Origin of the sequence: Yersinia entomophaga, assembly GCF_001656035.1 — a bacterium.
In the GTDB taxonomy this organism is placed as follows: domain Bacteria; phylum Pseudomonadota; class Gammaproteobacteria; order Enterobacterales; family Enterobacteriaceae; genus Yersinia; species Yersinia entomophaga.
This window is the reverse complement of record NZ_CP010029.1, coordinates 1,998,923-2,025,589: the sequence shown is the minus strand read 5'-3', so window position 1 is coordinate 2,025,589 and position 26,667 is coordinate 1,998,923. Positions and strand designations below refer to the sequence as shown.

Sequence of the window (26,667 nt, the reverse complement as noted above, 5' to 3'; positions counted from 1 at the left end):
ATGAATACGTTAAGCAATAAAGAAATGATGCCGCACTCTGATCGCAGCGGCGGTTATGTCGTTACCAGCCGGGGGCTGGAGTCTCAGGACGCGGTGCGGGTGCGAATGTTGGTACGTCAGCAGATTGAGACGATAGCGGATACCCGTTCGCGGGAGGGCGTTTTGGCTGATGTGCTGAGCCTGATACTGGTGAATGTCTCACAGCTTGCGGTGTCTATCGCACAGGCCAAAACCCTTGCGGACATTAAAGCGGCGGCGCAGCCCGTCGCGGATACACTGGCAAGCGTTGATAGCGCGGTAAAAAATGGCAGTCTGGTACTGCCGTACATGGTCAAGCCGGAGGGCGTCACCGGCGTACTGGCGGATATGACTACGCTGTCTAATGAGGTTTCGGCGATACTGGTTGGGGCAGAGAGGCAATCGTAATAGGGTATGTATTTATGTTGAGGGGTAACGCGATATTATCCCGGTCTTGGTGCCGGAAGACTGATTTTTAGCCCCGCTGGCCGGGGTTTTCTATTCCTCTCTTGTGCCATCTCCCACACAACACCCATCACCTGCTCCGTGCTCAACAATCCGGCATCATAGCGCCTGAACGCTTAACCGGAGAAAAACCATGTCAACCGATTATCATCATGGCGCGCGCGTGATTGAAATTAACGAAGGCACTCGCCCAATTCGCACCGTCAGCACGGCGGTGGTCGGAATGGTCTGTACCTCCGATGATGCCGACGCCAAAGCCTTTCCCCTGAATACCCCCGTTTTGCTCACCGATGTGCTGGCCGCCAGCGGCAAAGCGGGCGAAACCGGCACCTTAGCCCGTTCGCTGGATGCCATCAGTGACCAAACCCGTCCGCTGACCGTGGTTGTTCGCGTGGCTCAGGGCGAAACTGAAGCCGAAACCACCTCCAATATTATCGGTGGAGCCACACCCGACGGCCGCAAAACTGGCATGAAAGCCCTGTTAGCCGCTCAGGGAAAACTCGGCGTACAGCCACGCATCTTGGGTGTACCCGGTCATGACACCCTAGCGGTATCCACCGAATTATTATCCGTCGCGCAGAATCTGCGAGCTTTCGCTTATATCAGCGCCCACGGCTGCAAGACCATGGAAGACGCGATGAAGTACCGGGAGAATTTCAGCCAGCGTGAAGCCATGCTGATCTGGCCGGATTTCCTCAGTTGGGATAGCGTCACGAATGGCGAAACCACGGCTTACGCCACTGCCCGCGCCCTAGGCTTACGCGCCAAAATTGACCAGCAAACCGGCTGGCATAAAACCCTGTCTAACGTCGGTGTGAACGGCGTCACCGGTATTAGCGCCGACGTGTTTTGGGATTTACAGAACACGGCCACCGATGCTGACCTGCTCAACAGCCACGACATCACTACCTTAGTGCGCAAAGACGGTTACCGCTTCTGGGGTTCCCGTAGTTGCTCAGATGATCCGCTGTTTGCCTTTGAAAACTACACCCGTACCGCGCAGGTGATGGCCGATACGATGGCCGACGCGCAGATGTGGGCCATTGATGGCGCGCTCAATCCTTCGATGGCCAAAGACATTATTGAAGGTATCCGCGCCAAAATGCGCGAGCTGAAATCACAGGGTTACATCATCGATGGCGATTGCTGGTATGACGAGGACGTCAACAGCAAAGACACCCTCAAAGCGGGTCGCCTGTTTATTGATTACGACTACACGCCAGTACCCCCGCTGGAAGATTTGATGCTGCGCCAGCGCATCACCGATCGCTATCTGGCCAACTTCGCCCAATCTGTTAACAGCTAAGGAACCGACATTATGGCCTTACCACGCAAACTGAAATACCTGAATTTATTCAACGCCGGGAACAGCTATCAGGGCGTGATCGAATCACTTACTTTGCCCAAGCTGGGCCGCAAATTTGAAGATTATCGCGGTGGCGGCATGAACGGCAGCGCCAAGGTGGATTTGGGGCTGGCCGATGATGCCCTGAATGTGGACTGGACGCTGGGCGGTATCGATGCCGAGGTTTACAAACAATGGGGCGTGACCAAAGTTGACGGCGTGATGCTGCGCTTTGTCGGTTCCTACCAACGGGACGACACCGGCGAAACCCACGCGGTAGAAGTGGTGGTGCGAGGCCGTCATGAGGAAATCGACCCCGGCGACAGCAAACAGGGCGATAGCTCCACGGTAAAAATCGCCACCAAATGCGTCTACTACAAATTGACGTGGGACGGCGAAGTGCTGATCGAGATCGATACCGTGAATATGGTCGAAATGGTCAACGGCGAAGATAGGCTCGAAGCCCACCGTCGCAATATCGGCCTGTAATTTTCTGGCACGTTAACCCGCGCCGCTATTCCCTTTTTCCTTTGGATGATGACCATGAAAAAAACTGTGACACCCCCAGAAGTGACCGACGAAACCCTCACTGATTTAGACCAGTTCAACACCATTACACTGGATGTACCTATTGTGCGTGGCAATACCACCATTACCGAGGTCACGGTTAATAAACCCAATGCCGGGGCACTGCGCGGAGCCAAACTTCAGGCACTACTGGATACCGATGTAGATTCGCTGATTAAGGTGCTGCCCCGCGTCACCACGCCAAATCTGACCACGCAGGAAGTGAGCAACCTCGATCCGGCGGATATGTATCAGTTGGCGAACGCCGTGGCGCTTTTTTTCTTACCGAATTCGGTCAAATCCGATTTCCTGACAGCCTGACGGTAGACGACCTGACGGCGGATATCGCGGTCATTTTTCACTGGCCGCCCACCGTCACCGATCCCATGTCATTAGGTGAATTATTAGCATGGCGACATAAAGCCGTGATCCGCAACGGAGGCAGTGATGAGTGATAAAAACCTTCGCTTGCAGATTCTACTTAGCGCAGTCGATAAAGTTACCCGCCCGTTTAAATCCATTCAGGCCAGCAATAAAACGCTGGCCGTCGCCATTAAAGCCACCAAAGACCAGTTAAAGCAGCTGAATAACCAGTCGGCCAGTATTGAGGGATTTCGTCAGACTAAAGCCGCCGTTATCGGTGCGGCTCAGGCGCTGGCGGCAGCCCGCGAAAAAGTACGCCAGTATGATATCGCGGCGAGAAATTCCGGGGGCACCACCGCCAAACAGGCCCGCCAGTTTCAAAAGGCCAGACAGGAAGCCAGTAAACTTAAACAGAAATACAGCGAGTTGCGGACCTCTTTGCATCATCAGCGTAGCGCCCTGCAAAATAGCGGTATTGCCACTCACCGACTGGGTGACGCCCAGCGCAGCTTAAAAGCCAATATTTCCAGCACCACTGCCGCGCTAGTCAGCCAACAGCGGCGTCTGGAGCAACAGGCTCAGCAACAACAACGGCTTAATCAGGCTCGTAATCATTTTGATGCCAGCAATCAGCGCAAAGCCTTGGCGGCCGGATTAGGCTATACCTCCATGGCAACGGGTAAAGCGATGGGAAGAGGGATCGCCGGAGCGTTGCATGTGGGTTATGACTTTGACGCCATGATGAGTAAAACTCAGGCGGTGACCCGCATCCCCGATAAGAACTCAGCCGATATGCAGGCCATGCGCCAGCAGGCCCGAACGTTGCCGCTGTCCTCCAAATTTACCGATCTGGAAGTCGCGCAGGGCCAATATTTTCTTGGTCGTACCGGTTATTCACCTAAGCAGGTTTTGGGCGCGATGCCGGGCATGTTAAATCTGGCCGCCGCCGGGGATATTGATTTAGGCACCACCGCCGATATCGCCTCTAACATTCAAACAGCGATGGGGATCCCCGCCGAGAAGATGGATCACGTTGCTGACGTCCTCACCGCGTTATTTACCCGAAATAACGTGGACATTCCGATGCTGGGAGAGTCGCTGAAATACTCTGCGGGTGTTGGCCGGGAGTACGGGCAGAGTCTGGAGACCGTCGCGGCTTCCACGGCAATGCTCGGCAGCGCCGGTATTCAGGGCAGTCAGGCTGGTACTACCATGCGCAGTATTTTAAGCCGTATTGGTGGCTCCAAGGCCGTGTCCGATCTGGGGGTGAAAACCTCGGACAAGAACGGCAATATGCGTGATTTAGTGGATATCCTCAAAGATATCAATGAGAAAACCGGCAAGATGGGCAACGTTGAGCGCGGTGCTATTTTTAAAGATATCGCCGGGCAATATGCAGTGACTGGGTTCGGTGTGCTAATGCATGCTGCCGGTAATGGTTCTCTTGGGAAAATGCGCGGCCAGCCGGGCGAGTATGACGGCGAGGCAAAACGGGTTTCCTCCACCATGCTGGATAACCTGACCGGTGATATGACCATATTGCACGCGGCCATGGAAAATATCAGCGTTGAGCTGTTCGAGAAAAATAACGACTGGCTGCGCTCTGCGGCAAAAGGCATCAGCGAATTTATGCACGGCGTGGCCGAATTCCTCAAAGCACACCCGCAAATCAGCCAAGCCGTTGTAAAGATTGGTGCCGCTATCGCGATAACAACAACCGCTTTTGGGGCACTGGCGATTGCCGTAGTGGGGATTTTGGGGCCGCTGGCCTTGCTGCGTTTCAGTACCCGCGTGTTGGGTATTCGCTTATTGCCCAATTTGTCTGCGGGCATGTCCCGTCTCGCCAGCACCACCCCGATCACCGCCCGCCAATTTGGCAATTTCGGCCAGTCGATATTGTCCATGTCGCGCCATGCCGGAAAAAACGGGGTGCAATCCCTCAAAAGTCTGGGCGGTGCGCTGGTTAATGTGGCGAAATCACCGGTTCAGTCGGGTATTGGGGCATTTAAAATGCTCGGTCGCGGCCTCGCCTGGCTGGCAAAATCCCCGCTTAAATTCCTGCGTTTCGCCCTGGTCAGCGTATCCAGTGTTTTGGGTGTTTTACTCAGTCCAATTGGTTTGATTGGTATGGCAATCGCCGGCGTTGGCTTGCTGATTTACCAATACTGGCAACCGATTAAGGCATTTCTGAGAGGCGTTGTTGACGGATTTCGGCAAGCTGCCGCGCCGATTAAAGAAGCCTTCAAGCCACTGGCCCCCGTTTTTGAGTGGATCGCCAACGGGGTGAAAAAGGTCTGGGGCTGGTTCAAGAAACTACTGGAACCGGTGCAATCCACCACGCGCGATTTAAACGGAGCCGCTGATGCCGGTAAAGCATTCGGCCAATTTCTGGCGGACGGTATCCATCTGGCGCTGACCCCGATGAAGGCCCTGACCGACTCTATCCAATGGGTACTAAAAAAACTGGATGAGGTGCGGGAACGGTCGGAGAAAACCAAAGCGCTGGCAGCAACCCATCCGGGGGTTGCCGCTGCCGCTCAGGCCGCCGGTGTCACGTTTGCCCCGACGCCAATCGGTCACAGCGCCGAGGCTATTCGCAAAAGATTTACCGGCGAGCATGACGCGGGCGGACGTATCCCATTGGGAAAATTTGGCGTAGTGGGAGAGTATGGGCCGGAGATTGTCAGTGGCCCGGTGAATGTCACCAGCCGCAGAAACACCGCGACGATGGCAACCGCTGCCGCTCTGATGTTCAGCGGCGGAGAGGCGGCTGCCGCGCCGATGCATCCCTATAGCCTGCCGCCGACTCAGGCGGGAGCCACCCACCAGACTCACACGACGATAATCAAAGAAACGCCGGTGCATATCAATGCACCCATTCAGGTTATCGCCCAACCCAATGATTCTCCAATAGATATTGCGCGGGAAATTGCCCGCCAGTTGAGCGCCCTTGAGCGCAGCGCCAGGGCAAAAATGAACAGCAGTTATCGGGATATTGATTAAGGAGCGACTTATGATGATGGCATTAGGGATGTTTGTCTTTATGTTGCAAACCGTCCCCTATCAAGATTTTCAGCATCAAATGGCATGGCGTCACCCGACAAATGCCCGCATCGGCTTGCGGCCAATCAGTCAGTTTTTGGGGCCAGATGAAGAATCGATAACCTTATCCGGTGTGCTATACCCTGAACTGACTGGCGGTAAAGCCTCGCTCATGGCCTTGCAGTTGATGGCTGAAACCGGCAAAGCCTGGTCACTGATTGAGGGGAACGGTGCCATTCACGGCATGTTTGTGATTGAGAATCTTAGCCGTACCAAAAGTATCTTTTTCAGTGATGGTTCAGCGCGCAAGATTGAATTCACGCTGACGCTAAAACGCACTGATGAATCCTTAAAAGAAATGTTTGGTGATTTATCACAGCAATTTGATGATATTGCCGCGCAAATCTCTGACACCGCCAGCGGGTTATTATCATGATTGATATCCTGTCCAATAGCGGTCATAACGCGCCGGATTATGCTATTACCGTGGATGGTATCGATAAAAGCGGCGGCATTAAAAAGCGACTGATGTCATTAACCCTAACCGATAATCGCGGTTTTGAGGCCGACCAGCTTGATATTGAACTGGATGATTCAGACGGCCAGTTAGTGCTGCCCCGCCGAGGGGCTAAAATAGCGCTTGCGCTAGGCTGGCAAGGGGCGGCCTTGATTGATAAAGGCACCTTTACCGTGGATGAAATAGAGCACAGCGGCGCACCGGATAAGCTGACTATTCGCGCCCGCAGTGCGGATTTTCGTGAAACGCTCAATATTCGCCGCGATCAGTCTTATCATAAAACCACCATTGGCGGGATAATGAAGATAATTGCCGAGCGCAATAAACTCACACCCACATTAAATAAGGCCATGTCTGATTTAATCGTCGAACATATAGACCAAACCAACGAATCAGACGGCAATTTAATTACCCGACTGGCAAAACAATACGGGGCTATTGCCGCCGTAAAAAAGGGCAATCTGTTATTTATCAAACAAGGTCAGGCGAAAACCGCCAGCGGTAAACCTATTCCAGTGATGACTATTATCCGCAGTTTGGGTGACGGCCATCAATTTAGTATGGCTGACCGGGGCGCTTATACCGGCGTGGTGGCTAACTGGTTGAATACCCGTACCACGGAAAAACCAGTGGTTAAGGTAAAACGAAAGCGTAAACGCAAGGCGACCACTACCGCCAAGCCCAAAGAACCCGAAGCGAAACAAGGTGAATATCTGATCGGCACTGATGAGAATGTGCTGACCTTGCGCACCACTTACGCCAACAAACACAATGCGCAGCGAGCGGCTAAATCCAATTGGGAACGGCTGCAACGCGGCGCGGCCAAGTTCTCCATTCAGTTAGCCAGGGGGCGAGCCGCTCTCTACCCCGAAGTGCCGATTAAAGTCACTGGCTTTAAAAAACAGATAGATGACGCCGACTGGACGTTGGTCACGGTCACTCATTCCGTGAATGACAGCGGCTTTACTACCGCGCTGGAATTAGAGGTGAAAATAGATGATTTGGATATGGAATGATGATTTTGAATCAACAATCACGCATAATTATCATTAACACCGGCCATAGCCGGGATGATGCCGGAGTCCGGATCATGTTCAATTGCCCTTTATGCCACAGCGCAGCCCATACCCGCAGCAGCAGCCAGATCACCATCGAAACCAAAGAACGCTATCACCAGTGCACCAATGTGAATTGCGGCCATACCTTTGTGACGATGGAAAGTTTTATGCGTTCGATTTCTACGCCAGGGGAAATAAATCCGGTACCGCCTCACCCGCAAGCAGGCGGGCAAGTGTTGATGTTCTGACAGCATGAAATACTTATCGAATTCAAATCCTGCTTTTAGCTGAATTTTTTCACCTGAAATAGTGATAAGTAAAAACGCCCGCAAATACGGGCGTTTTGTCGTAATTAAAGTATGACTCTAACTTGATGTGGTCAATGTGTGGACATTGAAAGAAATAAATCCTTTTATTTCATGGTATTAAACAAAAAAACAATACTCCTGTAGGAGCCTTTTTCTTTTCTAGCGTATCCAACGGAGAAATACCGTAATCATGGCGGTTTATCCGGTGAGTTTTAGGTAATAAGTCTGATTCTGTTGGTGTTGTTTTTCTGTCAAAGTTGGCAACCGCGTCCATAGTTCGTTACCCTCAACGGGTTAAATGCGATGCCGGTCGATGGCTGGCGGAAGTTTTTGTGCAATTTTCTCTAGGTTGGGAGAACTTCGTAGGATGATAAAAATGGAAGAGTTAAACGTCGTTGACGGCATTAATAATGCAAGCACCTGGTTGACGAACAATCAAGATTTGCTGATTCAATATGCGGTAAACCTGATTGCGGCATTATTGATTTTGATCGTTGGTTCGGTCATCGCCAAAGTGGTTTCCGGCGCGGTAAACCGGGTAATGCGTCTGCGTGGTATTGATATTACCGTCGCTGACTTTTTAGCGGCGATGGTGCGTTACAGTATTCTGGCCTTCACTATCGTTGCCGTGTTGGGACGTCTGGGCGTTCAAACCGCTTCAGTGATTGCCGTTATCGGTGCCGCCGGTTTAGCCGTAGGTTTGGCGCTGCAAGGCTCGCTGTCCAACTTTGCGGCCGGGGTGCTGCTGGTTGCCTTCCGTCCGTTCCGCGCTGGCGAATACGTTGATTTAGGCGGCGTCGCCGGTACGGTGGTGCAGGTTCAGATTTTTTCTACCACGCTGCGTACCGTAGATGACAAAATCATCGTAGTACCGAATGGTAAAATTATTGCCAACAACATCATTAATACCAGCCGAGAACCTAATCGCCGCACCGATATTACCGTTGGCGTGGCTTATGACGCTGATATCGACGTAGTTAAAAAAGTGCTGGGCGATATTATCGCTGGGGATAAGCGTATCCTGCATGATAAAGGCGTGATCGTTCGTTTAAACGAAATGGCCGCTTCTTCCCTGAATTTCACCGTTCGCGTTTGGACCACCAATGGCGATGCATTGGAGGTTTATTGGGATCTGCTGGAGAACTTCAAACGCGCTTTGGATGCCCATAATATCGGTATTCCTTTCCCGCAAATGGATGTGCATCTGCATCAGGTAGAGAAAAAAGCGGCGGAGTAATTGTGCGGTTTCTGGCAATAAATGCTTCTCAGCGGGCCGAATGGCCCGTTTTTTATTGGGCGGCTTATTTTTAACTTCTTAACTTCTTAACTTCTTAACTTCTTAACGTCAATTATCTTATTTATTTCCGCGTTGATTATTAGCACGTCTTATCATGGATAAGAAATATCCATTTCCTCTGATGACTATCTCGCCGTAATATGCTCGCAATCGGTTCGCACATTAGCGGATATTATCTAAAGGGAACAACATGTTAGCCATTTTTCTTCAGGGTTTTGCTTTAAGCGCCGCGATGATTTTACCGCTGGGGCCGCAAAATGCTTTTGTGATGAATCAGGGAATTAAGCGCCAGCACCACATTATGAGCGCTGCGCTCTGCGCGCTGAGCGATATCATCCTGATTTGTGGTGGTATTTTCGGTGGTAGTGCCTTACTCAACCAATCGCCGCTGCTTTTGGCACTGGTAACTTGGGGCGGCGTGGCTTTCCTGTTGTGGTATGGCTGGGGAGCGCTGTGCGCTGCATGGCGTGGAGATATTCAGGATACGATTGAAGGCAGCAGTGTGAAAAATCGCTGGAAAATCATCGTTACTCTGCTGGCCGTAACCTGGCTCAATCCGCATGTTTATCTGGATACCTTTGTGGTGCTGGGCAGTCTGGGCGGTCAGTTATTGCCAGATGTCAGACCATGGTTCGCTTTAGGAGCGGTCAGTGCCTCTATCAGTTGGTTTTTTGCCTTGGCGTTGCTGGCCGCGTGGCTGGCTCCCTGGCTCAATCGCCCAGCGGCGCAAAGAGGGATCAATTTGTTAGTCGGCGGTGTGATGTGGTTTATTGCCTTTCAGTTGGCTAAACAAGGCCTGAGTTTTTGATTTTTTATCACTATTCTGAATTCTTCATGGCAAAAGATGTGCTAGCTTTGTTAGGTTACTGAATTAACTAAGCGACAAAATAATTGTGCATGATTCCGGTCGTCAGTAAGAGTAATTAACTGAAAAGAAGCTTGCTCTTAGGTGTAATTGACTGATAAACCGTGCTTCGCAGCGATTTTTCGTATCGGCATATTTTTAGGAGGCACCGTGAAGTTAAAGACCTTGGCTTTGGCCGCAATGATGGGATTAGGAACGTTACCTTTGGCTTCGCAGGCCGCTGAGCTGCCGGAAGGGCCGCACGTTGTGACTTCAGGAACCGCCAGCGTTGACGCTACGCCGGATATTGCCACTTTGGCGATTGAAGTTAGCGTAACCGCCAAAGACGCCGCAGAAGCGAAGAAACAGGTTGATACTCGTGTGGCTCAATATTTTGATTTTCTGAAGAAAAATGGTATTGAGAAGAAAGATATCAATGCGGCAAATTTGCGTACTCAGCCGGAATACGACTACAAGAAAACCGGCGAAGCAGTACTGAAAGGTTACCGGGCGGTGCGCCAGGTTCAGGTTACTCTACGTCAGTTGGATAAACTGAACGAGTTGCTGGACGGCGCGCTCAAATCGGGTTTGAATGAAATTCGCGCCGTTGAATTAGGGGTAGCGAATCCAGAGACTTACCGTGAGCAGGCGCGTAAGAAAGCCATCGATAACGCGATTTCTCAGGCCGGTTCTCTAGCTCAGGGCTTTAAAGCTACTCTGGGGCCGGTGTACAGTATTCGTTATCGCGTGGCCAACTACCAGCCCATGCCGGTAGCGCGCATGTATAAAAGTCCGGAAGCGGGCATGGCAAGCGATGCTGCCCAAACTTATGAGCAGCAGACCATTCACTTTGACGATCAGGTCGACGTGGTATTCCAACTGAATCCGGCGAAATAAAACCGCGAAACTAATCCTGCCGTAATACCTGACGCCCATGTGATAACAGGGCGTCAGTCACTTTTCGCATTGTCCGGCTTTCTGGCGCAAAGCGATGCCAGTACAGCATCCGGCGCTGTAATAATCCCGGCGTCAGATCGATAAGCTCTCCCGACTCCAGCTCTTTCTCAATCTGCAAGTGCGGAATCATACAACAGGTGGTGCCTTGGCGCGCCAGTTGTACAAAGGCTTCCGAAGAATTAACGATGTGGCAAGGGACGCTACCCGGCGATAAATCAAAATTCTGCTGTAAAAATGCCTGATGCATATCGTCCAGATGGTCAAAGGCGACCGCTGGTGCTTTGAGTAACGCCGGACGAGTCACGCCGTTGGGGAAGTAACGCTCGGCAAAGCTTTTTGAGGCAACGAACAGGTAATCCAGCGCACCCAATTGATCCACCAGACAGCTTGGTAAAGGCTGCGGTTGGATACTCACAGCGCCAACGACTTCGCCGCGACGCAGACGTTCCTGCGTTCGGGTTTCATCTTCTACCTGTAAATTCAATCGAATAGGCGAATCCGCCAGTACCGGTTTTAGCGCAGGAAGCAACCAGGTTGCCAAGCTGTCGGCGTTAACCGCCAGAGACAGTAGCAGCGGCGTATCCACGGTGTTGTCGTTACCCAGCCATTCTTCTTCCAGCAATTCAACCTGATGCAAGAGCGCCAGCAGACGCTGCCCCTGCTCCGTTGGGCGTGGAGGCACGGTACGTACTAATAATGGCTGACCGAACAGGTTTTCCAACTGTTTAATACGTTGAGATACCGCCGATTGGGTGATGCAAAGTTTTTGTGCCGCGCGCTCAAAGCCGCGTTCACGGATCACCGCGTCCAGCGCTTGCAGCGTTCGGTAGTCTGGGCGTTTCATCGGAGTAATCTCTCCAAAATAAGTTTAATAAGGCACTATGCCACAGTTTATCTATTTTGCTGCGGCAAAAATCAACGGAAATTCAGCGGTTGTGCGGGAACATATCTGTGATCCAGAGTGGATTAATACCATCTGAGTCAGGCTTAATTGGCGAGATTTCCCTCCCGCATGTTCTATAATAGCGACAGGTTTTCATATTATTAATAGGCAGTGAAATGACCATGACTCAGGACGAACTTAAAAAAGCAGTGGGTTGGGCAGCATTGGATTATGTCAAACCAGACACCATCGTTGGCGTCGGCACCGGCTCAACTGCGGCACATTTTATCGATGCCTTAGGCTCGATTAAACATCAGATTAAAGGTGCAGTTTCCAGTTCTGACGCTTCAACGGCAAAACTGAAAAGTCTGGGCATCCACGTTTTTGATAGTAATGAAGTTGACGACCTGGACATCTACGTTGACGGTGCGGATGAAATCAACGGCCATATGCAGATGATTAAAGGCGGTGGCGCGGCGCTGACCCGCGAAAAAATCATTGCAGCTATTGCGCGTAAATTTATCTGTATCGTAGATGCGTCTAAACAGGTTGATGTGTTGGGGAAATTCCCCTTACCGGTTGAAGTGATTCCAATGGCTCGTTCTTACGTGGCGCGCGAGTTGGTCAAACTGGGCGGCTTGCCGGAATATCGCCAGAATGTTGTGACGGATAATGGCAACGTAATCTTGGACGTACATAATCTGGATATTCTGGATGCCATTGCGTTAGAAAATAAAATCAACGGTATTGCTGGCGTGGTCACCGTGGGTCTGTTTGCTAACCGTGGTGCAGACGTGGCTTTGGTCGGTACCGCAGATGGCGTGAAAACAATCACTGCTCAATAAGCCTTACTGGTTAAAATAGGTCATCGGGATGACGTTTTCGCGTTATCCCGAGTATTTTTTGCGATTAATCATCTTTTCTTAAAAAGGTTAAATTTAGTGACATATGTCACATTGATGTTCTCTATTCCATTAACCTGCCGTTAACTTGCTGTTACACAGTGTTTTCTTCCGCAAAACTCCTGCCTGAGTGAAATTTGTGCTGAACCCCAGGCAATCGTTTGTATTGATGCCGCCGTAATATTTGTTATGTTGACTGGGTGCTAGCCAGATTCATAGACAAAGGCAGCCGCATCTGAAGTCTGAAAATAGGGTTGGGGAAATGGCAAAAGTATCACTGGAAAAAGACAGAATTAAGTTTCTGTTAGTAGAAGGGGTTCACCAAAGCACGGTTGATAATCTTCGTGCGGCCGGATATAGCAATATCGAATACCATAAAGGTGCCTTAGACACAGAATCATTGAAAGAATCGATTCGTGATGCTCACTTTATCGGTTTAAGATCGCGTACTCATCTGACGGAAGAAGTTTTTGCTGCGGCAGAGAAATTGGTCGCGGTTGGCTGTTTCTGTATCGGCACTAATCAGGTTGATTTAAACGCGGCGACCAAACGCGGCATTCCGGTATTCAATGCGCCGTTCTCCAACACCCGCTCCGTCGCTGAAATGGTGTTAGGCGAGCTGTTGCTCATGTTCCGTGGCATTCCTGCGGCTAACGCCAAAGCCCACCGCGGCGAATGGCACAAACTGGCCGCTGGCTCCTATGAAGCGCGTGGCAAAAAACTGGGTATCATTGGTTACGGTCATATCGGTACCCAGCTTGGTATTCTGGCCGAAAGCCTGGGTATGAAAGTCTTTTTCTATGATATCGAAAACAAGCTGCCGCTGGGCAATGCTCAACAGGTTCGCCATCTTTCTGATTTGCTGAACATGAGCGATGTGGTCAGCCTGCACGTGCCGGAAACTCGCTCGACCCGCAATATGATGGGCGCAGAGCAATTAGCGCTAATGAAGCCCGGCGCGCTGCTGATCAACGCTTCTCGCGGCACCGTGGTCGATATTCCAGCGCTGTGTGATGCCTTGGCTAGCAATCATATTGCCGGTGCGGCAATAGATGTATTCCCGACCGAACCTGCAACCAACAGCGATCCGTTTAATTCACCGCTGTGTGAATTTGATAACGTGCTGCTGACTCCGCATATCGGCGGCTCAACGCAAGAAGCGCAAGAGAATATCGGCGATGAAGTGGCGGGGAAACTGGCTAAGTATTCCGATAACGGCTCCACGCTTTCGGCGGTTAATTTCCCAGAGGTTTCCCTGCCTGCTCACGGTGACAATGCCAGCCGTTTGCTACATATTCATGAAAACCGTCCGGGTATTCTGACCAGCATTAACCAGATTTTTGCCGAGCAGGGAATCAACATTGCAGCGCAGTACCTGCAAACCAGCTCGGAAATTGGTTATGTGGTGATCGATGTGGAAACTCAGGGCACCGATAGGGCTGAAACGGCTCTGCAATTAATGAAGGCGATTCCGGGGACTATTCGCGCCCGTTTGCTCTACTAACCATCGATACCCTTCATCTTTTGCGTCGTAGAGGCGAAGTCTATTGGATGAAATGGCGGTTTATTCAATTTATCGGTATCAGCAGATGCCGATAAATTTTAAATAATTCAGTCACTACCAGCGCCATACCTGAGATGGCGTAATAATTTCCGGCAGCGGAATATCCCAGTGTTCCACGGGTAAATCGTCCACTAACTGGCAGTCATGAGCTAGCCCGATAGGGTAGGGGCCATTGTGTTGCCAGTATTGTAAAGTTCTATCGTAAAATCCGCCGCCCATTCCTAAACGTTGTCCGTGACGATCAAACGCCACCAGTGGCGTAATGATGATATCCAACTCAGAAAGTGGCAAAACCTCTTTAACATCCAACTGTGGCTCACGAATTTTTAGCCGATTCAGTACTAACGGCGTTTCCGGCGCGTAGCGTAAAAACAATAAATTGCCGCGGCTGAACGGGTGTAAAACCGGAAGATACACCTGTTTTTTCTGCTGCCAGAGCAACTGAATAATAGGTTGGGTATTGAGTTCACCGTCGAAAGAGAGAAATAGCGCAATGCTGCGAGCTTGCTGAATTCGGGGATGACGCTGGATTTGTTGGCTGGCGAGCCGGGCAGAATTGTATTGTTGTTCCGGAGTTAACAAGCGTCGCCGTTGGCGGATGTCGTTTCTGATTTGTTGCCGTAAAGGACCGTGCTGGGGATCGAAAGGCATAGGCTGCCTGTATTGAATCGAACTTATCGAATAACCATGATCTCACAACATCATGATTGATAAAGGGATCTCCGAGATGCCGCCGCAGGCTGTAACCCTTGAACCCTTGGTTCAAGGTGAACGCAGTGTCGCTACCTTAAGGCTTCTCGGCGGACCGAGCATGCTCACCGGTTACGGATCACAACATTCTGTTGGTATTAAATATCGGCTCAGGGGACTGGCCCGCTGGCGAACACCTCAGAGAAATTCTTTACTCACTGTCGAATCTATCATTCAACAACGATTTATTCAAATTGTGCATCCTGACGTTCAGAGATGCGACCCTGTTCAAGCAACGCTTGTTCAATGGTCTGTTGTAACATCCTAATACGTTGCTCCATATTGGATGCATAGTCACGCGTTTTCAATCTTTCCTGAGCCAGTTCGTGACATACGTTCAATGCCGCGATAAAAACTAACTGCTCAGTATTGGTGACTCTAGTGCGAACTTTAAGATCTTGCAACCGTTGGTTAAGATCTTCTGCCGCCATGTTCAACGCATCTTGTTGTTCTGGCGGACAATTAACTCTTAACGAGCGACCAAAAATTTGAATATCTACCGGTTGTGCAGACATGCCACCTTCCTGACTAATTTCCGCGCTAGCCCTGTAACACCATAAGCAAATTGCCCTTAGTGGTCAAAGCGGGCGCCACTATATATACCTCGATACCAAGATACAACCCCTTTATAGCGTTGCGTTTTCTGGTATAGCGACTGATCTTGGTGGTAGCATAACACGAACTTATCCTGCCAACGATGATGAATACGCATGTCCATACAGAATACATTACCAACTTACCAATCTCTTGCTCAGGCGCTGAACCAGCAGGCCATCGCCCTTACTCCTGCCGAAATGCATGGCCTGATCAGCGGGATGCTGTGTGGCGGCAGTCAAGATAATGGCTGGCAAGCGCTAGTTCATGAGCTGACCAACGAAGGCGTGGCTTTCCCGCAGGCGCTAAGTCTGCCACTGCAACAATTGCATGAATCTACGCAAGAAGCGCTTGAAAACGAAGGCTTTATGTTCCAGTTGATGCTGCCGGAAGGCGATGAAATCAGCGTATTCGATCGCGCCGATGCGTTATCTGGTTGGGTTAATCACTTCTTGCTGGGATTGGGTATGCTTCAGCCTAAACTGGCTCAGGTGAAAGACGAAGTGGGCGAAGCCATTGACGACCTGCGTAATATCGCCCAGCTTGGCTACGACGAAGATGAAGATCAGGAAGAACTGGCTCAGTCTTTAGAAGAAGTCGCTGAATATGTTCGAGTTGCGGCATTGCTGTGCCATATAGAATTCACTCAGCAGAAGCCGACGGCGGTCGAGTTGCCGAAACCGACTCTGCACTAACAGCGGATTTGCGGCGCGTGGCACAGTCCATTCGCCCTGCGGGCTGCCTGGCGTGTGTTATTGCGACAGGCTGAGAGGTTTTCCCAGATTAATTGATCGTTTCTCAAACTCGATACAATAGATTTCAGGAGAAGGTAATGACTCAGCAAGAATATCAAAATCGCCGCCAGGCATTGTTGGCGAAGATGGCGCCAGCCAGTGCAGCAATTATTTTCTCCGCGCCGGAGGCCACCCGCAGCGCAGACTCCGAATATCCTTATCGTCAGAATAGCGATTTCAGCTACCTAACCGGTTTTAACGAACCTGAAGCGGTGCTGATTTTGGTGAAAAGCGATGAAACCCACAATCACAGCGTGTTGTTTAATCGGGTGCGGGATTTAACGGCGGAAATCTGGTTTGGTCGTCGCTTGGGGCAGGATGCTGCACTGGCAAAACTCGGCGTCGATCGTGCCTTGCCATTTGATGAAATTGATGAGCAACTGCACCTATTATTCAATGGGTTGGATGTGATTTATCACGCTCAGGGCGAATACGCCTATGCGGACAAAATCGTCTTTGCCGCATTGGAACAGTTGCGTAATGGTTTCCGTAAAAATCTGCGCGCTCCGGCAACGCTGACCGATTGGCGCCCGTGGCTACATGAAATGCGTTTGTTCAAATCGCCGGAAGAAATTCAAGTGATGCGACGCGCCGGCGAAATCAGCGCCTTGGCACATACTCGTGCGATGCAAAAATGCCGCCCGGGAATATTTGAATACCAGTTGGAAGGGGAAATTCTGCATGAGTTCACCCGCCACGGCGCGCGTTTCCCTGCCTATAACACCATTGTTGGCGGCGGCGAGAATGCCTGCATTCTCCACTACACCGAAAATGAATGTGAGCTGCGGGACGGGGATTTAGTACTGATTGATGCAGGCTGTGAATATCAGGGCTATGCCGGTGATATTACTCGCACTTTCCCGGTCAACGGCAAGTTCTCTCCGCCACAGCGCGCGATATATGACATAGTACTAGAGTCTATTGAAACCGCGCTGGAACTGTTCAAACCGGGCATCAGCATCCGCGAAGTGAACGATAGCGTGGTGCGAATCATGATCAGCGGACTGGTTGATTTGGGTATTCTAAAAGGCGATGTAGAGCAGCTGTTTGCCGAGCAGGCTCATCGTCCGTTCTTTATGCATGGTCTCAGTCATTGGCTGGGGATGGATGTGCATGATGTGGGCGATTATGAAACCAGCGACCGCGGACGTATTCTAAAGCCGGGAATGGTATTAACCATCGAGCCGGGTCTGTATATCGCGCCAGATGCCGATGTGCCTGTGAAATACCGAGGGATCGGCGTGCGTATCGAAGACGATATTGTAATTACCGAAACCGGCAATGAAAACCTGACGGCAAGCGTAGTGAAACGAGCAGAAGATATTGAAGCTTTAATGGCGGCGGCAAAGTAAGCGATGAGTATCATTATTGTTGGCGGTGGTATGGCCGGCGCGACGCTGGCTCTGGCGATTTCGGCATTGACCAAAGGTCAGGTCGAAGTCGCTTTGGTGGAAGCGACTGCACCTGGCGATCGCGCCCATCCGGGCTTTGATGGGCGGGCGATTGCTTTGTCGCAAGGCACTTGTCAGCAGTTGGAGCGAACCGGCATTTGGCCCGCGCTAGCGGATTGTGCCACTGCGATAACCCACGTGCAGGTCAGCGATACTGGCCACGCCGGTTTTGTTAATCTGCGTGCCGATGACTATCGGGTTCCCGCTTTAGGTAACGTTATCGAGTTGCACGACGTCGGTGAGCGTCTGTTTTCGCTGCTGGCTAAGGCTCCGGGCGTTACCCTTCATTGCCCCGCTAAGGTTGTGGATGTACAGAGAACGGTAGAACACGCCAGCGTGATACTGGATAACGGCGAGCGACTGACGGCTGAGCTATTGGTTGCTGCCGACGGTTCTCATTCCAAACTGGCCGCCGCCTGCAATATTCAGTGGCAGCAGCAGGATTATCATCAGATTGCCGTCATCGCCAATATTACGACGTCGGAAATGCCCGCAGGCCGCGCGTTTGAACGCTTTACCCGCCACGGCCCGCTGGCATTATTGCCAATGTCTGGTGGGCGTAGCTCTCTGGTATGGTGTCATCCGCAGCAAGATAGGGCCAAAGTTGACGCCTGGGACGACGTGGAATTTCTGGCTGAGCTGCAAACCGCCTTCGGCTGGCGGTTAGGAAAAATGCTGAAAGCCGGTAAACGCCACAGCTATCCACTGCGTTTATTGACCGCTTCCCGCCATATTAGCCATCGTCTGGCGCTGGTCGGCAACGCGGCGCAAACCTTGCATCCGATTGCTGGTCAGGGCTTTAACCTTGGTCTGCGAGACGTTATGTCATTGGCAGAAACTTTGACGGAAGCGACGCAGGCTGGAACTGATTTAGGCGCTTACTCCGCATTAAGCCGCTATCAAAATCGTCGTTACAAGGACCAACAGGCAACCATTGGCGTGACCGATGGGTTGATTCGTTTGTTCGCAAATAATTACGCTCCGCTGGCCGCAGGGCGTAATTTGGGGCTAATGGCGATGGAACAGATGCCAACGATGCGCGATGCTTTTGCACGACGCACTCTGGGGTGGGTTGAGCGCTAATCCACCCCATTTAGATCCTGCCGCCGCTGGTGGGCAGGTTCTTTGCCGTTTTCACGACAGGAAATAAAGTAGCATGCAATCATTTGACTTAGTTATCGCCGGCGGCGGTATGGTAGGACTGGCGCTGGCCTGTGGTTTACAGGGAAGTGGCTTAAGTATTGCCATTTTGGAGCATCATCAGCCGGAAGACGAACTCCCCGTTCCGCTGACGGGCGCACCGGAACTGCGGGTTTCTGCTATCAACGCCGCCAGTGAAAAGCTGCTTCAGCATATTGGCGTCTGGGACAGCATTCTGGTGATGCGTGCCAGTCCTTATGACGGAATGGAAGTCTGGGATCAGGACAGCTTCGGTAAAATTGCTTTCCGCGCCGATGAGTACGGTTTTAGCCATTTGGGCCATATCATTGAAAATCGAGTGATTCAGCAAGCATTATGGCAGCGCGCCAGCCAACTGCCTGATATCACTCTGCTGGCTCCGGCAAGTTTGAAGCAGGTAGCCTGGGGGGAAAGCGAGGCTTTTATTACTCTGACCGACGATCGCCTGCTCAGCGCGAGATTGGTGGTTGGTGCCGACGGCGCGAATTCGTGGCTGCGCCAACATGCGGATATTCCGCTGACCTTCTGGGATTATGGTCACCATGCACTGGTGGCGACTATTCGCACCGAAGAACCTCATCAGGCTAAGGCGAGACAGGTGTTTCACGGTGACGGTATTCTGGCATTTCTTCCGTTTAGCGAGCCAAATCTCAGTTCGATCGTTTGGTCATTAGCGCCAGAAAAAGCGGCACGACTTGCCGAATTACCGCCGGAGCAGTTTAACCGTGAGCTGGGTGTTGCCTTTGATATGCAGTTAGGCATGTGTCAGGTTGAAAGTGATAGACAAACATTTCCACTGATGGGGCGTTATGCCCGAAGCTTTGCCGCACACCGTCTGGCATTGGTCGGTGATGCCGCTCACACGGTACATCCGCTGGCCGGACAGGGCGTGAACCTGGGCTTTATGGACGCCGCGGAGCTGGTTTCGGAGCTACGTCGCTTACAGCGTCAGGGGAAAGATATCGGTCAGCACCTATACTTACGCCGCTATGAACGTCGCCGTAAGCACAGCGCCGCACTGATGCTGGCGGGAATGCAGGGCTTCCGCGAACTGTTTTCTGGCAATAATCCGGCACAAAAACTGTTACGAGACATTGGCTTAACGTTGGCAGACTCTCTTCCCGGGGTGAAACCTAAACTGGTTCGTCAGGCAATGGGACTGAATGATATTCCCGAGTGGTTGCAACCTTAGCTGCTCGATTGAAAAAATCTAATTCCAGCACCATTTTCGCATTACATTTTCTCATGAAGTGCCGAATACCTAAAAGTTGAAACTGAGGGCTATCCGGCATTTTAGTTATATAACATCGGTATTTTTACTAATTATTTGTTAATTTTGTGTCTCTGTACGCAGTTTGCCAGTTGAAAACTCTGCACAATACCCCTGCCTTTTGTGGTTGCTGAACCGTTCACCTTGTAATTTAGCTTATGGTTCCTTTGTCGATTCAGTGATAACGTCAGGTGAAAGGTATCGTTTGCGTCTCGGTGTTTAGCCGCAATTTCACGACCGTTCACCGAAGTCTGATGATTTGGTCTGACGCAACGTTCTGTTGAGCAAGTCAGCCGGTGCCAGCGGTAAGGCCATAAATCTATTTATGAGTCTGAGTTATCTTTATCGCGTATTGGTGCCCTGAATTTCTCTTGTGTCCGGAACACTGTTTGAGTGAAAAGAGGGAAAAGATGGCAAAGCAGACTCCACTGTACGACCAGCATGTGGCGTGCGGTGCGCGCATGGTAGATTTCCATGGCTGGATGATGCCGCTGCATTATGGCTCCCAGTTAGATGAGCACCACATCGTTCGGCAAGATGCCGGTATGTTCGATGTTTCCCATATGACCATTGTTGATTTGCACGGTGCGCGTACCCGTGAATTCCTGCGTTATCTGTTGGCGAATGATGTCGCCAAACTCACCCAGCCGGGCAAAGCCCTCTATACCGGGATGCTGAATGCATCTGGTGGCGTTATCGATGATTTGATCGTCTACTTCCTCAGTGAAGATTATTTCCGTCTGGTGGTTAACTCCGCGACTCGCGACAAAGATCTGGCCTGGATCACTCAGCACGCAGAACCTTACGGCATCGATATTACCGTGCGTGACGATTTGGCGCTGGTTGCCGTTCAAGGGCCGCAGGCTCAGGAGCGCGTAGCGACTTTATTCAGCGCAGAGCAAAAACAGGCTATTGCCGACATGAAGCCATTCTTTGGCGTACAAACCGGCGACCTGTTTATTGCCACGACCGGCTACACCGGCGAAGCGGGCTATGAAATTGCCTTGCCAAAAGAGCAGGTAGTTGATTTCTGGCAGAAACTGTTAGCCGCTGGCGTGAAGCCTGCCGGTTTGGGCGCGCGGGATACCCTGCGTCTGGAAGCCGGAATGAATTTATATGGTCAGGAAATGGATGAAGGAGTTTCCCCTCTGGAAGCCAATATGGGATGGACCGTGGCCTGGCTACCGGAAGACCGCCAGTTTATTGGCCGTGAAGCGCTGGAACAGCAGCGAGCCAAAGGCACTGACAAACTGGTTGGCCTGATCATGACCGAAAAAGGCGTATTGCGTAACGAACTGCCAGTGCATTTCACCGACGATGCGGGCAACGTACACAACGGTGTGATTACCAGCGGCTCATTCTCTCCTACGCTAGGCTTTAGTATCGCTTTGGCTCGAGTACCTGCGGGTATTGGCGAGCAGGCGGTGGTGCAAATCCGCAACCGCGCTATGCCGGTTAAGGTCACCAAACCGGGTTTTGTGCGAGCAGGTAAAGCGATCGCGCTGTAATTTTCGTCTAATAATAAATCACCAATATCTTCTAAGGAGAAGGTAGCCATGAGCAATGTGCCAACAGAATTGAAGTATGCATCCTCTCACGAATGGGTTCGTGCCGATGGAGACGGTGTTTATAGCGTCGGTATTACCGAACACGCACAAGAATTACTGGGTGATATGGTATTTGTTGATCTGCCAGAAGTGGGCAGCGATGTTTCTGCCGGTAGCGACTGCGCCGTGGCTGAATCCGTTAAAGCGGCATCAGACATCTATGCGCCGATCAGCGGCGAAATCGTTGCGGTTAACACCGATTTGGAAAGCTCCCCGGAACTGGTGAACAGCGCACCTTACACCGACGGCTGGTTGTTCAGCATCAAGGCTTCTGACGAGTCAGAGCTGGATAGTCTGCTGGACGCAGACGCCTATCGCACCACGCTGGACGAATAAGAGTATCGCCCCGTTTCAGTTGCTGAGCCGGGGCTTTTTTTTGTATCGACCGACCGTATCCCGTCCCATGCTTGATTCAGGAATTTGTAGCAAATGACTCAGACTCTCAGCCAACTTGAACATAACGACGCGTTTATCCAGCGCCACATCGGTTCTAACGCCGAGCAGCAGCAAGAAATGCTGGCTACTGTAGGTGTCCGTTCGTTAAGTGCATTGATCCAGCAGATTGTTCCGGCAGATATTCAATTGCCGGGCCCGCCGCCGGTAGGTGACGCAGCCACTGAACATCAGGCTCTGGCCGAACTTAAAGCGATTGCCAGCCAAAACCAACGCTATAAATCCTATATCGGGATGGGCTACAGCCCGGTGCTGACTCCGCCGGTTATTCTGCGCAATATGCTGGAAAATCCGGGCTGGTACACCGCTTATACCCCTTATCAGCCAGAAGTTTCGCAGGGGCGCCTGGAAGCGCTGTTGAACTTCCAGCAATTAACTCTGGATTTGACCGGTCTGGATCTGGCTTCCGCTTCTTTGCTGGATGAAGCTACCGCAGCGGCCGAATCTATGGCGCTGTGTAAACGCGCCAGCAAAGTGAAAGATGCCAACCGTTTCTTCGTTGCAGACGATGTTCATCCACAAACTCTGGACGTGGTTCGCACCCGTGCCGAAACCTTCGGTTTTGACGTTATCGTCGATCGCGCTGAAAAAGTGCTGGAGCTAGAGGGCGTCTTTGGCGTGCTGTTGCAACAGGTGGGCACCACCGGCGAGCTGCACGACTACGGCACACTGCTGACAGCGCTGAAAAAACGTAAAATAATTACCTGTATGGCCGCCGATTTGATGGCACTGGTACTGCTGACCGCTCCGGGCCAGCAGGGCGCAGAGGTCGCCTTCGGTTCAGCTCAACGCTTTGGCGTTCCAATGGGGTACGGCGGCCCGCACGCCGCTTTCTTCGCTTGCCGCGATGAGTTCAAACGCTCAATGCCGGGTCGTATTATCGGTGTTTCCCGAGATGCGGCAGGTAACACTGCGCTGCGTATGGCGATGCAAACTCGTGAGCAGCATATTCGCCGCGAGAAAGCTAACTCCAACATTTGTACCTCACAGGTATTACTGGCAAACATCGCCGGCCTGTATGCGGTTTATCATGGCCCGCAGGGGCTGCAACGCATAGCCGGTCGTATTCATCGCATGACCGACATTCTGGCCGCTGGCTTGCAACAAGCCGGTCTGACTCTGCGTTTCAAAACCTGGTTCGATACCCTGACCGTTGAAGTGAAAGACAAAGCGGCGGTATTGGCGCGCGCCCTAAGCTTTGGTATCAATCTGCGTACCGATATTCATGGCGCGGTGGGTATCACTCTGAACGAAACCACCTCTCGCGAAGATATTCAAACTCTGTTTGCTCTGCTGGCAGGTGATGAACACGGTCTGGATATTGATAAGCTGGATGCGGAAGTGAGCAAAGAAAGCCGCTCAATTCCTGAAGCTTTAGTGCGTAAAGACCCGATTTTAACGCATCCAGTATTCAATAGTTATCACAGCGAAACCGAAATGATGCGTTATATGCATCGTTTGGAGAAAAAAGATCTGGCGCTGAATCAGGCGATGATTCCGCTGGGTTCTTGCACGATGAAGCTGAACGCTGCCGCCGAGATGATTCCAATCACTTGGCCGGAATTTGCCGAGTTGCATCCATTCTGCCCGCCAGAGCAGGCCGCCGGTTATCAACAAATGATTGGCCAGCTGTCACAATGGCTGGTGCAACTGACCGGCTATGATGCTGTGTGCATGCAGCCGAACTCCGGTGCTCAGGGTGAATATGCCGGTTTGCTGGCTATTCGCCGTTACCATGAAAGCCGCAATGAAGCCCGGCGTCATGTGTGTCTGATTCCAAGCTCAGCTCACGGAACCAACCCAGCGTCGGCACAAATGGCCGGTATGTCGGTGGTGGTGGTGGCCTGTGATAAACAAGGCAATATTGACCTGCACGATCTGCGTCAGAAAGCAGAAGTTGCCGGTGATGAGCTTTCCTGCATCATGGTCACCTACCCGTCTACCCACGGCGTGTACGAAGAAACCATCCGCGAAGTCTGCCAGATTGTTCATCAGTTCGGTGGTCAGGTGTATTTGGATGGCGCGAATATGAATGCTCAGGTTGGAATCACAACTCCTGGTTATATCGGGGCAGATGTTTCTCACCTCAATTTGCACAAAACCTTCTGTATCCCTCACGGCGGCGGCGGCCCAGGCATGGGGCCAATCGGCGTGAAAGCGCATTTGGCACCTTTCGTTCCGGGTCACAGCGTTGTGCAAATCGACGGTATGACGACGCAGCAGGGCGCAGTTTCTGCTGCACCGTTCGGTAGTGCATCTATTCTGCCAATCAGTTGGATGTACATTCGCATGATGGGCGCTCAGGGGCTGAAACAGGCTAGCCAGGTGGCGATTTTGAACGCTAACTACATTGCCACTCGTTTAAAAAATGCTTATCCAGTGCTGTACACCGGCCACGATGGCCGCGTAGCTCACGAATGTATTCTGGATATTCGTCCACTGAAAGAAGAAACCGGTATTAGCGAAATGGATATCGCTAAGCGTCTGATCGACTTCGGTTTCCATGCGCCGACCATGTCCTTCCCGGTAGCCGGGACGCTGATGGTTGAGCCAACGGAATCAGAAAGCAAGGTCGAACTGGATCGCTTTATTGATGCCATGTTGGCTATCCGCGCCGAGATCGACAAAGTGGTGAAAGGCGAATGGCCGCTAGAAGATAACCCGCTGGTGAACGCGCCGCACATTCAGGCTGAACTGGTGGGTGAGTGGACTCATCCGTATAGCCGCGAGTTGGCCGTGTTCCCAATTGCTGGCGTGATGGAAAATAAATACTGGCCGACGGTAAAACGTCTGGATGATGTGTACGGCGACCGTAATTTATTCTGTTCCTGCGTTCCTATCGGTGATTACGAGTAATCACTAAAGAGTAACCTGCTTATAGGGTCGCGAAAGCGGCCCTTTTTCTATCTAAAATCTGCCCAGACAATCAAAAGTTATTACTAATTCTGCGCATTATTTCCTGATTGGAATATAACCCTATCAATGACTACGATTACTTTTCATATAAACAAATATTAGCGTAATTATAATGATTAGTGACAGAATTTTTGGGAGCTGGGCTTAATTTTCACAGCATTTTATTTTGCAAGACGGCAGTGTTTCTTTCCCAATGGGCGAGAAGGTATCAGGCCGGATACATTACAAAAAAAATGGCACTATGGCTGCTCAGCTTTATACCACTGAGCGCCGTGATTTCGCCTCTCTGGACTGGCTGGAAGGCAGTGATGCGGAAATGAAATCGGCTTTCGAGAGCGCGCTTTGCTACTTTGGTCGTTATCAGATTAATGAGGAAAAACAGAGTATTACTCATATTGTTGAAGGTGGCCTATTTCCTAATTGGGTTGGCACCCAGATGGTTCGTTACTATGAGTTTGAAAAAGATCGACTGATCCTACGTACGCCGACAATGCCGATGAATAATATCGGGCAGGTAGGGGTACTGATTTGGGCGAAAATTTTCTGACGTCAGACCGTACAACAAAATAAAGCAGAGATGATGCTATGGAAAAAATTGCATTAGTCACCGGCGGCAGCAGAGGGATAGGGCGAGCCACCGCATTATTACTGGCACAGCAGGGTTATCAGGTCGGCATCAATTACGTCAACGACCATCAAGCCGCTTTACAGGTTGTGGATCAGATTGTGGCGATGGGCGGCCGGGCGGTGGCCTTGCAGGCGGATATCGCCGACGAACAACAAGTTATTGAGTTGTTTAATCAATTAGATAATCAGCTTGGCACTATTACTGCGCTGGTCAATAACGCCGGTATTTTGTTTCAACAATCGGGAATTGAAGGGATTAGTGCGGAACGAATTAATCGGGTACTTAGTACCAACGTGACCGGCTATTTTCTCTGTTGCCGAGAAGCGGTAAAACGTATGGCAAAAAGACACGGTGGTCGCGGCGGAGCGATAGTTAACGTTTCTTCTGCGGCCGCTCGGTTAGGGGCTCCCGGCGAATATCTGGACTACGCCGCATCGAAAGGTGCAATTGATACTCTGACCACTGGCTTATCGCTCGAAGTCGCGGGGGAAGGTATTCGTGTCAACGGCGTGCGCCCAGGTTTTATCTATACCGAAATGCATGCCAGCGGCGGTGAACCGGGCAGAGTTGAAAGAGTGGCGAGCCAGCTACCCATGAAACGTGGTGGTCAGCCCGATGAAGTCGCTGAAGCCATTGTTTGGCTGCTATCGGATAGCGCTTCTTACGTTACCGGCAGCGCACTAGAATTGGCAGGTGGAAAGTAACACTTTGATTGAGAAGGCTGCCCGAGCAAAATACGGGCAGCAGGTTTCATTATTAGGATGATCGTCATTCCAGCGCTAGTGATTTAAATATGAGTTATTCAGGTACAGATATTCAAACTCTGGGCTCAATGCTCAATGCTCAATGCTCAATGCTCAATATGAAGCATTACTCTTGAACCTATCGCTGAGAT

Annotated in this window: 26 protein-coding genes and 1 other RNA gene; 23 read left to right on the top strand and 4 right to left on the bottom strand. The window is 51.2% G+C overall.

What is annotated here, in order from left to right; all coding sequences use genetic code 11:
- From PL78_RS09210 to PL78_RS09160, 12 genes are all read left to right on the top strand, one after another.
- Entirely contained in the window at window positions 1-426 is a 426-nt protein-coding gene (locus tag PL78_RS09210; protein WP_064514944.1) for a hypothetical protein, read from the top strand.
- Between the two features lie 190 nt (window positions 427-616).
- A complete protein-coding gene (locus PL78_RS09205; RefSeq protein WP_064514942.1) occupies window positions 617-1,789 on the top strand; it encodes a phage tail sheath protein in 1,173 nt (390 codons plus the stop codon).
- Window positions 1,790-1,801: 12 nt separating this feature from the next.
- Window positions 1,802-2,317, top strand: a complete 516-nt coding sequence (locus PL78_RS09200; RefSeq protein ID WP_064514940.1) for a phage major tail tube protein — start codon at window positions 1,802-1,804, stop codon at window positions 2,315-2,317.
- Between the two features lie 54 nt (window positions 2,318-2,371).
- Window positions 2,372-2,716 (top strand): phage tail assembly protein, encoded by a 345-nt coding sequence (locus PL78_RS09195; protein WP_084414313.1) that lies wholly within the window; start codon window positions 2,372-2,374, stop codon window positions 2,714-2,716.
- 65 nt (window positions 2,717-2,781) lie between these two features.
- Window positions 2,782-2,850, top strand: a complete 69-nt coding sequence (locus tag PL78_RS21080) for a GpE family phage tail protein (RefSeq protein ID WP_235601035.1) — start codon at window positions 2,782-2,784, stop codon at window positions 2,848-2,850.
- Entirely contained in the window at window positions 2,843-5,761 is a 2,919-nt protein-coding gene (locus tag PL78_RS09190) for a phage tail tape measure protein (RefSeq protein WP_064514938.1), read from the top strand. The genes PL78_RS21080 and PL78_RS09190 overlap by 8 nt, the downstream gene beginning before the upstream one ends.
- 10 nt (window positions 5,762-5,771) lie before the next feature.
- A complete protein-coding gene (locus tag PL78_RS09185) occupies window positions 5,772-6,236 on the top strand; it encodes a phage tail protein (protein WP_064514937.1) in 465 nt (154 codons plus the stop codon).
- On the top strand, window positions 6,233-7,333 hold the full coding sequence (locus tag PL78_RS09180; protein WP_064514935.1) for a phage late control D family protein: 1,101 nt from the start codon (window positions 6,233-6,235) through the stop codon (window positions 7,331-7,333). The genes PL78_RS09185 and PL78_RS09180 overlap by 4 nt, the downstream gene beginning before the upstream one ends.
- Before the next feature lie 74 nt (window positions 7,334-7,407).
- Window positions 7,408-7,623, top strand: coding sequence for an ogr/Delta-like zinc finger family protein (locus PL78_RS09175; protein ID WP_064518353.1), 216 nt, complete (start codon window positions 7,408-7,410; stop codon window positions 7,621-7,623).
- A gap of 436 nt (window positions 7,624-8,059) precedes the next feature.
- A complete protein-coding gene (gene mscS, locus PL78_RS09170; RefSeq protein WP_064514933.1) occupies window positions 8,060-8,920 on the top strand; it encodes a small-conductance mechanosensitive channel MscS in 861 nt (286 codons plus the stop codon).
- Window positions 8,921-9,170: 250 nt separating this feature from the next.
- Complete coding sequence (argO, locus tag PL78_RS09165; RefSeq protein WP_064514931.1) at window positions 9,171-9,788, top strand: arginine exporter ArgO; 618 nt, start codon at window positions 9,171-9,173, stop codon at window positions 9,786-9,788.
- Between the two features lie 207 nt (window positions 9,789-9,995).
- The gene (locus tag PL78_RS09160; protein ID WP_049599692.1) at window positions 9,996-10,721 is read left to right on the top strand and encodes an oxidative stress defense protein; all 726 of its coding nucleotides are present in this window, start codon (window positions 9,996-9,998) and stop codon (window positions 10,719-10,721) included.
- A 10-nt stretch (window positions 10,722-10,731) separates the two neighbouring features.
- On the opposite strand, the gene PL78_RS09155 is transcribed toward PL78_RS09160, so the two are convergent.
- Window positions 10,732-11,625 (bottom strand): LysR family transcriptional regulator ArgP, encoded by an 894-nt coding sequence (locus PL78_RS09155; RefSeq protein ID WP_064514929.1) that lies wholly within the window; start codon window positions 11,623-11,625, stop codon window positions 10,732-10,734.
- 221 nt (window positions 11,626-11,846) lie between these two features.
- On the opposite strand from PL78_RS09155, the gene rpiA reads away from it, so the two are divergent.
- Both rpiA and serA read left to right on the top strand, forming a co-directional pair.
- Window positions 11,847-12,509: a ribose-5-phosphate isomerase RpiA gene (rpiA, locus tag PL78_RS09150; RefSeq protein WP_064518351.1), complete on the top strand. Its 663-nt coding sequence runs from the start codon at window positions 11,847-11,849 to the stop codon at window positions 12,507-12,509.
- A 319-nt stretch (window positions 12,510-12,828) separates the two neighbouring features.
- Window positions 12,829-14,070 (top strand): phosphoglycerate dehydrogenase, encoded by a 1,242-nt coding sequence (gene serA / locus PL78_RS09145; RefSeq protein WP_064514927.1) that lies wholly within the window; start codon window positions 12,829-12,831, stop codon window positions 14,068-14,070.
- Window positions 14,071-14,184: 114 nt separating this feature from the next.
- Here the strand turns inward: serA and PL78_RS09140 are convergent, their stop codons facing one another.
- The 3 genes from PL78_RS09140 to zapA all read right to left on the bottom strand — a co-directional run bounded on the left by PL78_RS09140 (window position 14,185) and on the right by zapA (window position 15,395).
- Window positions 14,185-14,781, bottom strand: a complete 597-nt coding sequence (locus PL78_RS09140; protein WP_064514925.1) for a 5-formyltetrahydrofolate cyclo-ligase — start codon at window positions 14,779-14,781, stop codon at window positions 14,185-14,187.
- 64 nt (window positions 14,782-14,845) lie between these two features.
- Window positions 14,846-15,028, bottom strand: a non-coding RNA gene (gene ssrS, locus PL78_RS09135) — 6S RNA.
- A gap of 37 nt (window positions 15,029-15,065) precedes the next feature.
- Window positions 15,066-15,395, bottom strand: a complete 330-nt coding sequence (gene zapA / locus PL78_RS09130) for a cell division protein ZapA (protein WP_004706812.1) — start codon at window positions 15,393-15,395, stop codon at window positions 15,066-15,068.
- Between the two features lie 195 nt (window positions 15,396-15,590).
- Here zapA and PL78_RS09125 point away from each other — a divergent pair, with 195 nt between their 5' ends.
- The 9 genes from PL78_RS09125 to PL78_RS09085 all read left to right on the top strand — a co-directional run bounded on the left by PL78_RS09125 (window position 15,591) and on the right by PL78_RS09085 (window position 26,476).
- Entirely contained in the window at window positions 15,591-16,169 is a 579-nt protein-coding gene (locus PL78_RS09125; RefSeq protein ID WP_064514923.1) for a YecA/YgfB family protein, read from the top strand.
- Window positions 16,170-16,306: 137 nt separating this feature from the next.
- On the top strand, window positions 16,307-17,620 hold the full coding sequence (pepP, locus tag PL78_RS09120; RefSeq protein WP_064514921.1) for a Xaa-Pro aminopeptidase: 1,314 nt from the start codon (window positions 16,307-16,309) through the stop codon (window positions 17,618-17,620).
- 3 nt (window positions 17,621-17,623) lie between these two features.
- Window positions 17,624-18,802 (top strand): 2-octaprenyl-6-methoxyphenyl hydroxylase, encoded by a 1,179-nt coding sequence (gene ubiH, locus PL78_RS09115; RefSeq protein WP_064514919.1) that lies wholly within the window; start codon window positions 17,624-17,626, stop codon window positions 18,800-18,802.
- A 73-nt stretch (window positions 18,803-18,875) separates the two neighbouring features.
- Entirely contained in the window at window positions 18,876-20,090 is a 1,215-nt protein-coding gene (gene ubiI, locus PL78_RS09110; RefSeq protein WP_064514918.1) for an FAD-dependent 2-octaprenylphenol hydroxylase, read from the top strand.
- 488 nt (window positions 20,091-20,578) lie between these two features.
- Window positions 20,579-21,676, top strand: a complete 1,098-nt coding sequence (gcvT, locus tag PL78_RS09105) for a glycine cleavage system aminomethyltransferase GcvT (RefSeq protein WP_064514915.1) — start codon at window positions 20,579-20,581, stop codon at window positions 21,674-21,676.
- Window positions 21,677-21,724: 48 nt separating this feature from the next.
- On the top strand, window positions 21,725-22,111 hold the full coding sequence (gcvH, locus tag PL78_RS09100) for a glycine cleavage system protein GcvH (RefSeq protein ID WP_064514913.1): 387 nt from the start codon (window positions 21,725-21,727) through the stop codon (window positions 22,109-22,111).
- A 93-nt stretch (window positions 22,112-22,204) separates the two neighbouring features.
- A complete protein-coding gene (gcvP, locus tag PL78_RS09095; protein ID WP_064514911.1) occupies window positions 22,205-25,084 on the top strand; it encodes an aminomethyl-transferring glycine dehydrogenase in 2,880 nt (959 codons plus the stop codon).
- Window positions 25,085-25,307: 223 nt separating this feature from the next.
- The gene (locus tag PL78_RS09090; protein WP_306423393.1) at window positions 25,308-25,691 is read left to right on the top strand and encodes a lipocalin-like domain-containing protein; all 384 of its coding nucleotides are present in this window, start codon (window positions 25,308-25,310) and stop codon (window positions 25,689-25,691) included.
- Window positions 25,692-25,729: 38 nt separating this feature from the next.
- Window positions 25,730-26,476 (top strand): SDR family oxidoreductase, encoded by a 747-nt coding sequence (locus PL78_RS09085; protein WP_064514909.1) that lies wholly within the window; start codon window positions 25,730-25,732, stop codon window positions 26,474-26,476.
- The last annotated feature ends 191 nt before the right edge of the window (window positions 26,477-26,667 follow it).